This window comes from Winogradskyella psychrotolerans RS-3, from assembly GCF_000427335.1.
Classification (GTDB): domain Bacteria; phylum Bacteroidota; class Bacteroidia; order Flavobacteriales; family Flavobacteriaceae; genus Winogradskyella; species Winogradskyella psychrotolerans.
This window is the reverse complement of the sequence record NZ_ATMR01000124.1, coordinates 127,216-143,546: the sequence shown is the minus strand read 5'-3', so window position 1 is coordinate 143,546 and position 16,331 is coordinate 127,216. Positions and strand designations below refer to the sequence as shown.

10 protein-coding genes are annotated in these 16,331 nt (G+C 33.7%); 2 read left to right on the top strand and 8 right to left on the bottom strand.

What is annotated here, in order from left to right:
• The first annotated feature begins 25 nt into the window (after positions 1 to 25).
• Positions 26 to 1,924 (top strand): amidophosphoribosyltransferase, encoded by a 1,899-nt coding sequence (locus ADIWIN_RS12390; protein WP_020897527.1) that lies wholly within the window; start codon positions 26 to 28, stop codon positions 1,922 to 1,924.
• Between the two features lie 579 nt (positions 1,925 to 2,503).
• Here ADIWIN_RS12390 and ADIWIN_RS12385 read toward each other — a convergent pair.
• From ADIWIN_RS12385 to ADIWIN_RS12375, 4 genes are all read right to left on the bottom strand, one after another.
• Positions 2,504 to 3,913: an RtcB family protein gene (locus ADIWIN_RS12385; protein ID WP_040757216.1), complete on the bottom strand. Its 1,410-nt coding sequence runs from the start codon at positions 3,911 to 3,913 to the stop codon at positions 2,504 to 2,506.
• A 249-nt stretch (positions 3,914 to 4,162) separates the two neighbouring features.
• Positions 4,163 to 5,005: a slipin family protein gene (locus tag ADIWIN_RS12380; RefSeq protein ID WP_020897525.1), complete on the bottom strand. Its 843-nt coding sequence runs from the start codon at positions 5,003 to 5,005 to the stop codon at positions 4,163 to 4,165.
• A complete protein-coding gene (locus ADIWIN_RS21425) occupies positions 4,999 to 5,262 on the bottom strand; it encodes an SPFH domain-containing protein (RefSeq protein WP_020897524.1) in 264 nt (87 codons plus the stop codon). The genes ADIWIN_RS12380 and ADIWIN_RS21425 overlap by 7 nt, the downstream gene beginning before the upstream one ends.
• Positions 5,263 to 6,844: 1,582 nt before the next feature.
• A complete protein-coding gene (locus ADIWIN_RS12375; RefSeq protein ID WP_051155463.1) occupies positions 6,845 to 7,417 on the bottom strand; it encodes a hypothetical protein in 573 nt (190 codons plus the stop codon).
• A gap of 590 nt (positions 7,418 to 8,007) precedes the next feature.
• Between ADIWIN_RS12375 and ADIWIN_RS12370 the strand changes: the two genes are divergently transcribed.
• Positions 8,008 to 9,018 carry a helix-turn-helix transcriptional regulator gene (locus ADIWIN_RS12370; RefSeq protein ID WP_020897522.1) on the top strand — a complete coding sequence of 337 codons (1,011 nt, stop codon included), beginning with the start codon at positions 8,008 to 8,010 and terminating at the stop codon, positions 9,016 to 9,018.
• Here ADIWIN_RS12370 and ADIWIN_RS12365 read toward each other — a convergent pair.
• The 4 genes from ADIWIN_RS12365 to ADIWIN_RS12350 form a co-directional block, all read right to left on the bottom strand.
• Entirely contained in the window at positions 8,969 to 9,910 is a 942-nt protein-coding gene (locus tag ADIWIN_RS12365) for an ABC transporter ATP-binding protein (protein ID WP_020897521.1), read from the bottom strand. The genes ADIWIN_RS12370 and ADIWIN_RS12365 overlap by 50 nt on opposite strands.
• A gap of 91 nt (positions 9,911 to 10,001) precedes the next feature.
• Complete coding sequence (locus tag ADIWIN_RS12360; protein ID WP_020897520.1) at positions 10,002 to 12,473, bottom strand: FG-GAP-like repeat-containing protein; 2,472 nt, start codon at positions 12,471 to 12,473, stop codon at positions 10,002 to 10,004.
• Positions 12,474 to 12,483: 10 nt separating this feature from the next.
• Complete coding sequence (locus ADIWIN_RS12355; protein WP_020897519.1) at positions 12,484 to 13,845, bottom strand: Ig-like domain-containing protein; 1,362 nt, start codon at positions 13,843 to 13,845, stop codon at positions 12,484 to 12,486.
• A gap of 155 nt (positions 13,846 to 14,000) precedes the next feature.
• The gene (locus tag ADIWIN_RS12350; protein ID WP_020897518.1) at positions 14,001 to 16,166 is read right to left on the bottom strand and encodes a prolyl oligopeptidase family serine peptidase; all 2,166 of its coding nucleotides are present in this window, start codon (positions 16,164 to 16,166) and stop codon (positions 14,001 to 14,003) included.
• Positions 16,167 to 16,331: the final 165 nt, after the last annotated feature.

Below are 16,331 nucleotides of genomic sequence, written 5' to 3'. Positions count from 1 at the left end.
AAATAAATAGCGGAAAAAATTAATCATGAGTGATGCGTTAAAACATGAGTGCGGAATTGCACTTATTAGACTTTTAAAACCATTAGAATACTATAAAGAAAAGTATGGAAGTGCTTTCTATGGTGTTAACAAAATGTATTTAATGATGGAAAAACAGCACAACCGTGGACAAGACGGAGCTGGTTTTGCAAGTATTAAATTAGACGTGAAGCCCGGAGAACGTTACATCAGTCGAGTGCGATCTATTGCGCAACAACCGATACAGGATATTTTTGCTCAAATTAACGAACGTATTAACCACGAGCTTACAACTCATCCGGAATACCAAGACGATGTTGATTTACAGAAAAAACACATTCCGTACATAGGCGAAGTATTATTGGGCCATGTTAGGTATGGTACATTTGGTAAAAATAGTGTAGAAAGTGTACATCCGTTTTTAAGACAAAACAATTGGATGCATAGAAACCTTATTGTCGCTGGTAACTTTAACATGACGAATGTTAATGAACTTTTCGATAATCTTATTGAAATAGGTCAGCATCCAAAAGAGAAAGCCGACACCATTACGGTAATGGAAAAAATCGGTCATTTTTTAGATGATGCCGTTTCAAAAATTTATAAAGACCTTAAAAAAGAAGGTTACAATAAAAATGAGTGTTCTCCATTAATTGCAGAACGTTTAAAAGTTGGTAAAATATTAAAGCATGCCGCCAAAAATTGGGATGGTGGTTATGCTATGGCAGGTTTATTAGGCCATGGAGATTCTTTTGTATTAAGAGATCCTTCTGGTATTAGACCAGCTTATTATTATAAAGATGATGAAATTGTTGTGGTAGCATCAGAACGCCCTGTAATTCAAACCGTATTTAATGTCCCTTTTGAATCGGTAAAAGAATTAGATCCAGGACACGCCATCATCACCAAAAAATCTGGTGAAACAAAAATCAAGAAAATATTAGAGCCGTTAGAGCGTAAAGCTTGTTCTTTTGAACGCGTTTATTTTTCTCGTGGTAGTGATGCTGAAATTTACCAAGAGCGTAAAATGCTTGGTCGATTATTAATGCCTAAAGTCCTTGAAGCGATTAATAATGACACTAAAAATAGTGTGTTTTCATACATACCTAATACGGCGGAAACCTCATTTTATGGTATGATTGAAACCGTTGAAGATCACCTTAACGAAAAGAAAACAGAATCCATATTAAATGGTAATGGTCAATTATCAGCAGAGAAGGTTACCGAAATTTTATCTGAACGCCCAAGAATTGAGAAAATAGCCATTAAAGATGTAAAGCTAAGAACCTTTATTACCGAAGATAGTAGTAGAGACGATTTAGTGGCGCACGTCTATGATGTTACATATGGTGTTATAAAACCTACAGACAACTTAGTAATCATTGATGATAGTATTGTAAGAGGTACAACGCTTAAAAAGAGTATCATTAAAATGATGGACCGATTAAACCCTAAGAAAATAGTTGTGGTTTCTTCTGCTCCTCAAATACGCTATATTGATTGTTATGGTATAGACATGGCAAACCTTGAAACACTCATCGCTTTTAAAGCCGCTTTAGAGCTATTAAAAGATAATAATCAGTATCATATTGTAGAAGAGATTTATAAGAAATGTCTAGCGCAAGTCCATATGAAGGATAAGAATATTGTAAATTATGTCAAAGAGATTTATGCTAATTTTACAGATGAACAAATTTCTGATAAGATTTCGGATTTATTAGGTGGTGAAGACATAAAAGCCGAAGTTAAAATTATTTTTCAACCCGTTGAAAATCTGCACAAAGCCTGTCCTAAAAACTTAGGCGATTGGTATTTTACAGGAGATTATCCTACACCTGGAGGAAATAGAGTTGTAAACAGAGCTTTTATTAATTTTTTCGAAGGAAATAAAGAACGTGCTTACTAAAACACAGTAAACAAAACCTTTTATCCGATAAAAAATGTTTTTTGTCGGATAAATATGTATTTAAGCCGATTATTGATTTGTTTTAACAAATTAAATATACATTGGTATCACCATAACATAAGTAGGTTAAGTTCATGGTAGATTTGGGGCAAAAAAAGGTGAACTTCGTTCACCTTTTTTTATGCGCTTTATTGAAATAATATTTTAAGGCCTATAATTATACGTAATGTGTATTTATACAGTTATTATCTTATAAACATTGCACTTTCCACGCTTAGACTAATATATAGGTCGTTTATCCAAAAAAATGCATTACTTACAATATTGTCCACTTATATTTGACTCACCATAACATAAGTAGGTTAAGTTTATGGTAGATTTGGGGCAAAAAGGATGAACAACTGTTCATCCTTTTTCATTTTTAATAACCTCATAATTAGCAACTTTTCTAACTACTACTCTAACTACTACTCTCTTTAATTAAAAAAAGCAGAGCAACCGAAGTCAGACTATTTTTTTCCTTTTTGAATAATATTTTAATCTTTCAAATTTTGAAAACCCAACAAGTCTTGTTATCAATTAACGCGTCTTTCTCTTTGAATTATTACCTTTCTCTCGCCTAATCTTCCAAGGCGCATTTTTCTGCCAATCACCAGCCATAATACAACCATAAGGCATCACTTCGTCAATGACTTTACCTAAACCGTATTCTTCCATTTGGTTTCTTACGTTTTGTGCGTTTTTATAAGCCGATGGCAACTCGGCTATATCAATTTCCTTTGAGAAAAATCGGATATCTAAACCTCTTGTTTCCTCTTTAAAAATTTGCATTGTAGAACCAGTTTTACTTTTTCTATGTTGTGTTCTACTCACGTTTCTACCTGCACCATGTGGCGCAAAACCTAAATTGGTTTTAGTTGTATTACCTTCAACAATTAAAACGGGTTCGCTCATGTTTAAAGGAATCAATCGTGGTCCTGTAATATCTGGCATAAACTTCGCATCCAAAGGTGTTGCACCTTTTGCATGGTAAAACAAATCACCATCCTTAAAAACAAAGTTGTGTTCGTTCCAGTAACGGTTTTCAATAGCTATTTCTAAAGATTCTGCAACTGAATTATGCAACACTTCGTGATTAGTTTTAGTCCAGTCTCTTATGATTTGTAACGCGTCCCAATACGATTTTCCTTCTTCGGTTTCAAAAGGAATCCATGCATTTTGTTTATTAGTTTCTGGCGATAATTCCTTTCTAAAACGTTCCGCGATTTTCATACCTTTTGTATACAAACGTGCACCAGGACCTCTAGATCCATGATGTGTGACCATCATTGTGTTTCCTGTTTTTTTAGATTTACCAACAAACAAGAAATGGTTACCATCGCCTTGGGTTCCTAAATGCGATCTTGCAATCTGCAACATGTTACCATCATTTAAAAAATAGTTAGATTCAAAAGCGTCTAATAGCTCCTTCGGAAAACGAAACTGTGAATCTCTATCGCGTCCACCAGGACCAAAATGAGTATTAGCATGCGCTGCATCTAAAATAGCTTTTGGATCTCCTTTTCCGAAATCGGTTAGCATCACAGAACAACAAATATCTGCACTATGCATTCCTGGATGAATCGCATTTTTGGCAACCGCAACACCACCAACAGGAATGGTTCCGTCTGGACCAGCAGGACAAGCATCTGGCATAATGGCTCCATCAACTAATGTTGGTGTTTTCATTAAGGTTTGCATTGAGTTAATCACCTTATCTACATTGTCTTTCTCTTCTTCGTTTTCTGCTTTTATGTTTATAGAAAAGTCAATAGGTGTTTTATGTAGAGCAATAGGATCTGGTGATTTAAATTGCTCTAAATACGTTTCTATTTCTTCTCCTTCTAATTTGTTGTCATTAATATAAGTAATGGCTTCTTTCATCCATTTCCCTTGTGTAAAACCTAAGGCTTTTAAATCGTGACCTGTTATTCTAGTTTTCATATTCATTTCCCACGAAAGTGGGAATCTTATTAAATTAATACTTTTTTTTCATTGAGATTCTTCGCTTTGCACTTCGACTGCGCTCAGTGTGACACCCTGAATGACATTTATATCACACTACAAATATTATAGTGTGCTGGGCAATATTTTTGCGTACTTGAATTTTATTTATCCTGCAAGGTCTTTTTTTGACCTTGTAGGTTTGGCTACTTATAATACCTACAAGGTTTTTGAAACCTTACAGGATTATAGAATTTACTTATTTACAGAGAAAATATCCTTTAATTGTTCAATGACGTTACCGTTGCCAGCAACTGTAATTTCGCCAATTTTATCAGCAATTTTCTCAACATATTCCATCTCTTTTAATTTAAACAACATGCTGTTATCTTCCATTAATTTCGCGGTATTTAACAAGCTTCTAGTAGAAGCTGTTTCTTCTCGTCTGGTTACTACATTAGCTTGCGCTTTTTTGTGAGCAATCAAAACTTGGTTCATGATGTCTTTCATATCACCTGGTAAAATGACGTCTCTAATACCAGAATGCAATACAATAACACCCAATTTTTGAGCTTGTGTTTTTACATCTTCTAAAACGGCTGTTGCAATGGTTTCCTTTTGCTCTAACAATTCGTCTAAAGTATAAGCGCCAACAAACGCTCTTAATGCCAATTGCAAAATTGTGTACAATTGTTTTTCGTAATCTTTGTTATGCATCAACGCTGTTTCAACGTCTGTAACCTTGAATTGTGCATAAAAGTTAATACGAACTGTCGCTTTGTCTTTGGTCAATAACTCTTGACCAGCAACTTCTAATTGCAATTGACGCATATCGGCTTTTGCTATTTTAATGGTTTGCTCGTTTTTCCAGAAATGATAAGTCCCATGCTCTAAGATTTTAACAAACGTATCATTAACAATCATAATGGCTTTTTCAAAAGCAGCAACTTCAAAAGTTCTAATGTATTGACGCAATTGCATATTGCTATACAAGGCTTTACTGATGTCTTCTGTAATTTCGATTTTACTTAAATCGGCAGTTACAAATTTGTAGTCAATTAAGCTGTTCCAAAATGTATAACGACCAGCAGTTAACATGCGTTTAAAGTTTTGTTTTCGTAAACCAAAACAATCTCGTTATCTTTTACGTCAACTAGGGTTAACATTGCTGCTAAGACCTCATCTTTAAGCAAGATTTCTAATGCTTTTGGCGCACTGAAAGCTTGTGACAAATCGCATCTTAAGACTTGCTCGCTAAATTTTATCCAATGCTTTCCTTCTGTAATAACACGCGTGTAATTACCATTTTTAAACACCAAACCTACTGTACCTGCATTAATTCTTTCTCTATGCATGATTTCTAATTTTTTGTCCTTTAGTTTTCTTTTTTTTACTTCAGAACGGTTATACATTTATAATAGAATTCCGTTTTCCGGAATGACTATTCAAAAAGATCCCGCTCTTCAGCGGGATTAGTTCCACTATTATTTTTGAATGCGTCTTTTAGACTTTTCAAAAACAAGTTTCACTAACAAAGCGAAATAAAACCATCTTTCTAACTACGGAAATACAATCGATTTTAAGTGTTTTAAGAATTGTTTTGCAGATGATTTATCAATGTTGAAACGACGATTGCCGAAACTATAATTGAAAAATGAATCTTTAAAAGAATACCTAAAGCGACCTACAATACAATTTGTATGTCAAGGTGTTTTCTAGACTGCACTAACAACTAGTTGCTGTTGCGAGTTTTAGTTCACTTTGTTTTTGCCATTTAAAGTGTGACGCACTTGGTGGTCGATTTTTAAAAGTGACCTTCTTCGGGAATATGGATTATGAGTCCATTTCAAATACAACATCTAAAGTGTTGCGCGTCTACCAATTTCGCCACAAGACCTTTTGGTCTTGGTAGGATTCGAACCTACACATTGATCTACTGCTTAACCGAACTTAGCTACTTCCCGTTAGAGAAGACAGGATTCGAACCTGTGTACATAGATGGCGGTTATTATTTGGCTAATAACCGAAGCCTTCAAGTCAAGTTGCATATAATATCCTCATACTAAATAGTAAGGATTTATACAATAGTGCTATACAGAAACACTTAACAAGACTTGCTTGATATTACTTCCTGCGAAAGCAGGAATCTCAGTCTGAGAAGCAGGATTACTCATTTGCTATTAATTGATAATTAGGTATTCGTGAATGCTTTGCATTTCGAACCTGCAACCTCTCGCATCCAAAGCGAGTAAACAACCAATCGATATCTTCTCAGTTTTTATTTTAAAGAACTTTTTTAAGCTTTACCTATCTTTTTCTTCATATTCATTTTGCCTTGATGCAAAACGAACCAAAAAATCACAATCAAAATGTAGGAATTACTCATTAAATACATATTGTTTAATAAGGTATTCGTGAATGCTTTACATTTGCTAAAGCATCATTCACTTTCGAGATTTCGTGCTTGAAGCTTTGCTTCGCATCTTCATCTCTTCGCTCATTATTTCTGAATTTTGATGTTCAATTCTGCTAATTGATTTGGGACTTGCATATTTGCTACACCTTATCATAAATTACAGATTATATTAATTTCCTCTAACTGTCATTGGTTACGGAAAACAGTTCCCTTGATGTGGAAGCAGTAGGACTACTCACTGCTTTATTATTTTATTTTGGTGTTCGTGAATGCTAGGCATTTCAAACCTACAGGCTTAAAAAAACCAGATTTTAACTCAACAATTTTTATTTTTATAAATAAGATTCGTTGAATGCGTAAAAACGCATTTCAGTCTGATGAGCCAACCAATTGCTCAATGCTTCCGTTTTTATTATGATAAAGAACTTTTATTAAGCTCTGCTAGATTCCTTTTCTAACAGAGCGCTACTTTTAAAAATCTGATTCCAAAAAGACTTCTAATTAATTACTCTGCAAATATTTCAAGCTAATGCGCAATCTTTTTGCGTAGTTAAATTATTTTTTATTTTATTCTTCTTTTTCTTCTTGCTCTTGGTTTTTTTAGTCTTTTTAGGTTTCATTTTGTTTTTGATTCTTTTCATTTCAGAATCTATAAAACTGACGTAACTGTTGTTATAAGCAATTCGCTTTGCGAGCTTTAAAGCCTTTAATGCTTTCTTGTACTTCTGAAGACATTCATAAACATACCCTTGAAACAGGTGGATTTCACTTTTATAGACTCCCTTGACAGTCAATGCGAAATCAATTAATTTCTGAGCTTCGTCGTAATCTTCATTCCATATTAAAACTAAAATGTAGTGCGCATACACTTTGTGAAAATCGAGTTTGCTTGCCAAAGCCTCTGCATAATAGTGCTTGGCTTTTTCGTAATCGCCAAATTGTTCGGCTTGTAAACGTCCCATTAAATACAAGGCATAAGCATTGTTAGATTCATAGGATAAGGCGTAGTTTAGATTTTCTACTGTTTCTTCTAGTTCGTATGGATAAGCATCTATGGCTTTAAGCACGTAGTTGTTTAACAAATTCGTGTCCATGGTTTTCATTGTCCTGAATTGGATTCAGGATCTCTTTTTTAAATATTTATAGTTTCATTTGAACTGTACATGAGATTCTTCGCTGTGCTCAGAATGACATAAAGTTCGTTTTATAATTACTGTTTGTGGAAATATGTTTAGCAGAATCGCTAATTGTGGAAAACAAAAAATCCGAAACAGTATTTAACTGGCTTCGGATTTTTCATTTATAAATTTGAAAAGTTTATCTAACGATAATCACGAAGCATCACAAAAGGCAGAATTCCTTTTGGATCGTTTTGATATGTTATACATAAACTCATAGTTTCTAATTTTTAATCTGATTTTAGTTGCAATTTAGCTCACTTCGACTTCGCTTAGCAGCCAGAATATTCATTTATTACGTTGCAAATATTGAGCTTTTTTTTGACTTTACAAAGTTTATTTTTCGAATCGCTTAAAATTGAGCACCATAATACGAAGTATTATATTTTTTTGAGAAATGCAAATATTTTTTTCAATCGATGAACATTTTTATGAATTTTCTTAGCTACGCATGATAATTGCGCACTAATATTTTACTTTTATGGTATATCAAAATTTGAATCTAAATGGCAGTAAATAAAAACGCATTAATACGCTATAAAACCATCGATAAATGTCTTCAGAATCAGTTTAGGAAATGGACGCTTAACGACCTAATTGAAGCGGTATCGGATGCTTTATACGAATACGAAGGCAAAGCTGTTGATGTGAGCAAAAGAACTGTTCAGTTAGATCTACAAATGATGCGAAGTGACAAATTAGGTTACAATGCTCCCATTGTGGTTTATGACCGTAAGTTTTATAAATATGAGGATGCTAAGTATAGTATTATTAATATTCCTGTAACCGATAAGGATATCAAAGTGATGAATGAGGCGATTCAGTTATTGAGACAGTTTAAAGATTTTTCATTATTTAAAGAAATGGATGGTGTTTTACAACGTTTGGAAGACTCGGTAAATTCATCACAGAAAGACAAACGTCCTATTATTCATTTAGATAAAAACGAACAGCTAAAAGGGCTTGAATTTATTGATGTGTTGTATGCTGCGATTCAGACACAAAACGTGATAGAAGTAACTTATCAATCTTTTAAAGCACGAAATGCGAGTGTTATGATTGTACATCCGCAATTACTAAAAGAATTTAATAATCGGTGGTTTTTATTAGCTAATCAGAAAGGAAAATTTATCACTTTGGCTTTAGACAGAATGACTGAAATTGTCTCGCTTGATGATGAAATTTACGAGGATTTCAAAATTGATGGTGATGACTATTACAAGGACGTTGTTGGTGTTACCGTTTCAAATTCTAGAGCAGAACGCATTCAGTTTAAAATAGACAACAAAAATGCACCTTATGTCATTACAAAACCTTTCCATCCCTCGCAACGTATCATTGAAGAAACAGAGGACGGTGTGATTTTCAATATATTTGTACAGATAAATTTTGAGCTGGAACGTCTTATTTTAGGATTTGGTGATACTATTGAAGTTTTAAAACCTCAAAAATTACGGAACAGAATGCTTAAAAAACTAAAAACTTCAGTGAGAAATTATGAGGAAATTGAAAATTGAATTTCTGCATCTTTTTTAATTCAAAATCATGATCAATAAATATTGATTCTGATTTATAATCCGCTTCAATCAACCAAGAACTCCCATTAAAATAAGATGTCTTTACAACAGCTTTTAAATCTGAATCGTCTACAATTTTAATCTGATTAGCATACACTATCCCATAAGGTTCTATGACATTAAATTCGCCAAAAAATGACGCAATTAATGGACGCTTAGGATTTTTATATAAATTTTGAGGTGTGTCTTTAGCTATGATTTCAGCTTCGTTAAGCACAATCATTTGGTCTGCAAAACCAAGCACATCATTTCTGTCGTGAGTCGCAACAATACAAGCTATATTTTTTGATTTTAAGTAATTAAAAACATTGCGTCGTAAGCCTTGTTTTTGAAAATTATCAATATGACTAAACGGTTCGTCTAATAATAAGATTTCGGGTTCTTTTGCTAATGCTCTAGCAATAGCCACACGTTGTTTTTGTCCTCCACTTAAAAATTTAACTTTGGTATTTGCAAAGTCTTCAAGTTCTACAACTTTTATTAATTCCTCTGTGCGTTTTTGTTTTTCTTCAGGGTAAAAGCGTGATAAGTGTTTTCCTATGTTTTCTTCAACCGTAATCACTGGCATTAAATCGAATTCTTGGGTCACGTATTTCATAAAATCGTAACCCACAACCAGATTATATTTTGGACCAAGAATCTCTTCATCTTTCCAAAAAATCTGTCCTTGTTTTAAATCGTGCTCACCGTATATAAGTTTTAACAGCGTGCTTTTGCCAGAGCCACTTTCACCAATAATAGCAAGGTTTTCTCCAGCTTTGACATTAAAGTCAATAGCTTTTAAAACCTTAGTTTTAGAATACCCGAAAGTGACATTTTTTACTTGAAGCATATTACAAAAATACTACATCGTTAAAGAATTGTCATAAAAAAACCGTCTCGATTAGCATCGGGACGGTTTTAAACTATTTACAGTCTATAAATTATTTCTTTATAAACTTTCGTTTGATAATTTTCCCTTCAGATTCTAATCTTAAAAAGTAAATTCCACTAGTTAAATTTGACACGTTAATAGTATTCGAATCCAGTTTTTGGCTAAGAACACGTTTTCCATTAATATCAAAAACTGTGGCTATTTTATTAATAACGTTTGCAGAAGTTTTGATCGTAAGTTCTGCTTCCACCGGATTAGGATAAATAGAAACATCGACTAACGTTTCATCTACAACACTTAATGCAGAACCTTCAACAATAGTATGTGCTGTATTTATAGCCGGATTTGAAATAAAATCTACAGTACCAGACGGCCAGTAAATAGTGATACTATTAATACTTGTTGAATTACCAATTCCGAAATGTGTGTTTAACGAACTCATATACTCAAAACCTTCTCCACTCCTCACATCTCTTATTTGTGTGCCGTTAGATGTTTGTATTTCTACTCTAGCACCAATACCATTGATATTACTTATTGTTCCTACGGTATTTATCTTTATCCAGTTATTGGCATTTGTATTGTTTAAATAAATATTTCCATTACGAAAAACATCTAAAAAGCCATCATTATTTACATCTCCAATAGCACCACTTGGCGGCATATTAGAGGAGTGATTAGTAAATGTGAAATCACCATTATTAAATAATATGTCTCCATTACTTAAAATATCTACATAACCATCATTGTCGAAATCAACTGGGACATTTTCTACACCCAATGCTGCATCTAAAACACCAGAACCAGCAGTAATATCGGTAAAGGTTCCATCTCCATTATTGCGCATCAATTTAGAATCACCATCAGAAGTACTACTTGCACCAACATAAACATCCATATCTCCATCGTTATCAAAATCTGCCCAAGCAGAAGACCATGTTTGCACTAAGTCACCTAAATTAGAAGAATTATTATGACCCACACCTGGATAATTATTATCGTACCAACCATTACTATCGGCAATATTTACAAAGACACCATTACCGTCATTTCTCCATAGTTCATTGATGCTAATTGAAGAACCTCCTCTGCACTTTGCAATAAATAAATCCATATCTCTATCATTATCAAAATCGATCCAAACTGTACCATAATTACCACCACCTGGCACTAAACCTATTCCATTTGGTAATACGGCACTTTGACCTTGATGGAATGTTAAATTTCCAGATCCATCATTAATATAATAGACATTGGGATCTACATCATGACAAACAAAGGCATCTAAGTGACCATCGTTATTAATATCCACAAAATTAGAACGTTGAGAGAACACATACTCTGATCCTGATATTGGACTATACCCTGTACCTGTATTATTTGCTTGTAAAAAAGTAACACGCGCACCACCTCCGTATAAAAGGTCATTATAGCCATTACGATCAAAATCACCTGCAGCTAAACTCCAATTTGGTCCACTAGTAACACCTGGCGTTGGTATATTTGTCATATTAAAACCACCAGAAGCCACTTGATAGTGTATATTTAGATTATTAGTACTTACAGAAACAACATCGTCTAAAAAATCCCCATTTAAATCTACAAGTGCAATATCATATACACCTATTGTATTTATCGGGTTGGTAGTGAATGATACTGGATCTCCCGTGTTATTTGTTCCAGTTGTAAAACTTACAGTTTCCCAATAACTATAACCATCAGCATCGCAATTCGCTCTTATATAAATACTGTAATCTGTTCCTGGAGAAAGATTTGTAAAACTATAATTATTAATTGTTGAAATAGCTCCCGATGCTGGCACTCCATCTGTAGCTAACTGAATTGCTACTTCCCATGACGTTTCTGATCCGCCTGCATTCCAGTTTACCATAGCGCCAACGGTATTGATATTACTTACCGCAACCGATGCAACATTCGGACAAGGTAAAGGAGCAGACGAACTTATTGTAGGAGAATCAATACAAAAACCCCATCCGAAAGAATCATTATCGTCATATAATATGCGGTATTTAAATCCTGTTAATTGTGTGTTTGAAAACCCAGAAATATCTAGTGTATCGCTAATATAGTTTGTAGAACTAGCATTACAAAAATTGTCTTGAGTTGATGAATTAGGCGAAATTTCGGTCCCCAAATTAACCCACTGACTAGTACTATTATCCCAGTATTGTAAGAATAAAGATTGATCATTTTGATATATATTATAAACATAGGCAAACGTAACTTTTACTTCAATTTCATTAGCATTATATGCATCAGTAAGATTAATAATAGGAGATTCAGCTGCAATAGTATTATAAGAGGATCCTCCTGCGTTATCATCATTAAATGAAAATGATGCGCTCGTTGTTGTTGGATCTGCATCTAAATATGCTGCATCATAAGTGCCAGATAGCACCCACTGATTGTTAGGCCAATTCGCAAATTTGTTTAATTCCTGGCCATAACTGTGAGCGCAAAACAACGTTAAAAGCAATGTAATAAGTAGTGTTTTCTTCATATCAAATTTATTAATTACAGTTTATGTTTAATGTATTTATCCATTCTTCTATTAATTGAACACCTTCTTTATGCACAATTGTACGTGATAACAGTGGCATTCTGTTTGAAATTTCAGTAGAATTTACCCTGAAGTACAGTACGGAATTCCTAGCATTTCCAGGCTCTACAATGTGACCAAGACCAAATCCAAGATCTGTATTAGCATCTACACATACTCCCATATTTATTGAATCTTCTGTAGACAAATAATCCAATCGCATTGGTCTATATGAGCAATGTGTACTTTCTGAATGGCAATGCGCGCAATTTATCTCTAAATAACCTCTTACTCTCTGATTTAATGACGCACTAGAATCGTTATAATCTGGAAGTTTTGCTATTGTCCCAGGAAGTGTATTTTCTAAATACCCTAAATTAACCCATTTTTCTAATTGATTGGATTCTCCGTCATTGTAAATATAGGATAAATTTAAATTTCTAACCTTAGGTCCAATAGGTTGCGCAATTTCGCTCACTTTATGGCAGGTGTGACACTCAGGTCCTGACGGAATTCTATACTCTACAGCTTTAGTTACGCCTCCTTCTTGCCATTGCAAATCGATATTACTTCCATTCATATCTAAAGAAGCTTCTGACTGCTCAGTATTCCATACGTAATTTGCAAAAACCCAACCCTCTTGTTTTTTAATTATTAGTCGTGTTTCTACAATTTGCGTTGAATTATTTGGAAGGACATTATCGTAGTAAAAGTTCTTTATCAAAATTGTTCCGACAGGAAAATCTAAAAGTTCGTTTTCATTTACAAACGACGCTTTACTATTATTTGGCATCCATACAAAACGTTTCTTATTTGCATAATCACTAAACAAAGTGGAGTTTAAGGTATAAGGAATAACACCATTAGTCGGCTCTAAATTTTTTAAATCCCCTTCAAAAAATTGATATTCGGACAGCGTTTGAAATGGCATATTACCTAAATCATAAAGCACATTAGAGCTCGTTGTAATAGTAATTGATATTGTTTCTGTTTTGCAATCGCCTGAGATACTACAAATAGTATATTCAAAATTATCTAAACCCGATTCGTTTGGGTTTGCCGTATATTTTAAATGGTCATCACTCGGGTTATTAGGAGTATTATTACTATCAATTATTACCACATTACCTTTGGTGGGTTGGCTTAATGATAATTCACCACTTGAAGGAATATTTGAATCGTTTAGAAATATAAAAATCTCAATTTCTGAATCTTGTGCTATGGTTAAACTATCCGGATTTGTTTCAATAACCAAAGGGATTAAGCCATCATCATTGCCACATGAAAACAGAAATAAAATTGAAAGAAAAACTAAAAGGTACTGTTTTTTCATTTGCAATAATTATACACTAATAATAAGACAGTTAAAGGTTAAAAAGTCCTACAAAAATTATCAAATAATTGATATTTTTAAATTCTTTTAGTTCCGTATTCTATAATTAGAGACCTGGAGGCAACTCAACTGACTTGGTTAATATGTTCTAATTATTAGCCTTTTATTTTTTCCTCTGTCTTAGATGGTAATGCTTTAAACCCCATATTATATAACGTAAACCCAAAAATATCTGTGTACTCTTCAATCGTTTTGCTTACAGGTGTACCAGCTCCGTGACCAGCATCTGTTTCAATTCTAATAAGTGTTGGGTTAGAACCGGTTTGCTTACTTTGTAATTCTGCAGCAAATTTAAAACTGTGTGCTGGTACCACGCGATCATCATGATCTCCTGTAGTAACTAGTGTTGCTGGATATTTCACTCCTTCTTTTACATTATGAACAGGAGAATAGCCTTTTAGGTATTCAAACATTTCCTTATTATCTTCAGCAGTTCCATAATCGTATGCCCAACCAGCTCCGGCTGTAAACGTATGGTAACGTAACATGTCTAAAACACCAACAGCAGGCAAAGCAACCTTCATTAAATCTGGACGCTGTGTCATTGTTGCACCAACCAACAAACCTCCATTAGAACCACCTCTTATGGCTAAGAAATCTGATGAGGTATAGTTTTCTGAAATAAGGTATTCTGCTGCCGCAATAAAATCGTCAAAAACATTTTGCTTTTTAAGCTGTGTTCCTGCATTGTGCCATGCCTTCCCATACTCACCACCACCTCTTAGATTTGGCACAGCATAGACACCCCCTTGTTCCATCCATACCGCATTTGCAATACTGAAACTTGGAGTTAAACTAACATTAAATCCACCATAACCATAAAGTATTGTTGGGTTTTTACCGTTAAGTTCTAATCCTTTTTTATGCGTAATAATCATTGGCACTTTAGTACCATCTTTAGATGTAAAAAAAACTTGTTTGCTTTCGTAATCTTCTGGATTGAAATCAATACTCGGTTTTCTATATAATTCTGAAGTTCCGTTTTCTATATTATACTTATAGATACTTCCAGGAGTTACATAATTTGCAAATGAATAATAAAGCTCTTTTTCGTCTTTCTTTGCACCAAAACCAGCAACTGTACCAATTCCTGGTAATTCTACGTCTCTTATAAGTTTTCCATTATAATCGTACTGCATTACTTTTGAAACGGCATCCACCATATAGTTGGCAAAAAAGTAACCTCCAGCAGTTGATGGGCTTAAAACATTTTCTGTTTCAGGGATAAAATCTATCCAATTTTCTGGAGTTGGATTTGAAGCATCTACGGTTACAATTCTTTGATTTGGAGCATCCAAATTGGTCATAATATAAAGCTTAGAACCTATGTTTTCAATAATGTAAGAATCACTATTTGCATGATCTAAAATAGTTACAAGTTTGCTATTTGGTTTTGACAAATCCTTAATAAAAAGCTTATTTCCAGAAGTTGAAACACTTGCAGAAATAATAAGATACTTATCATCTTCTGTAACTCCACCACCAATATATCTGTGCTTTTCTTCAGGTGTACCACCAAAGATTAATTGATCTTCGGATTGTTTTGTACCTAATTTGTGATAATATACTTTATGCTGATCCGTTTTTGCAGATAATTCACTTCCTTTTGGCTTATCGTAACTAGAATAATAGAAACCTTCATCTTTATACCAAGACATGCCGCTAAATTTTATATCAACCAATGTGTCTTCTATAATCTCATTAGTTTCAGCATTCATCACCAAAATTTTTCTCCAGTCGCTTCCTCCTTCAGAAATAGCATAAGCTAATGTTTTTCCGTTTTTAGAAAAGCTCATACCTCCTAATGAAATAGTTCCGTCTTCTTTAAACGTATTAGGGTTTAAGAAAACCTCAGCTGTTTTAGGATCGTCACCTGTTTTATATCTATAAATTACCGATTGATTTTGTAAACCATCATTTTTAGAGAAATAGGTATAGTCTCCTTCTACAAATGGTGCACCGATTTTTTCGTAGTTCCAAAGTTTTGTAAGACGTTCTTTTAATTCTTTGCGATACGGAATCTGCTCTAAATAACCAAAAGTAACGTCGTTTTGATCCTTAACCCAAGCCTCTGTTTCTTTACTTCTGTCGTCTTCAAGCCATCGGTAAGGATCTGCTACAGACTCACCAAAATAAGTATCTACAGTATCTATTATATTAGTTTCAGGGTAATCTAAGGTAGTTGTTTTCACAGTTTTGCTTTCATTTTTACAAGACACAAAAATTGCTAACACTAAAGCAGAAAGAAGTAATTTTTTCATAAGTTAGATTTTTTGAAATAAACATCGTTACTTCAAATATAAGGTTTTAGTTACATGTTAATAACAAACAACTAAAAGTAAATTTGTAACGACAATATATGCAGAATTTCAACTAACTATATAAATAATGAGTTGAAATTCTTGAACATACGCTATTTTTAAAAA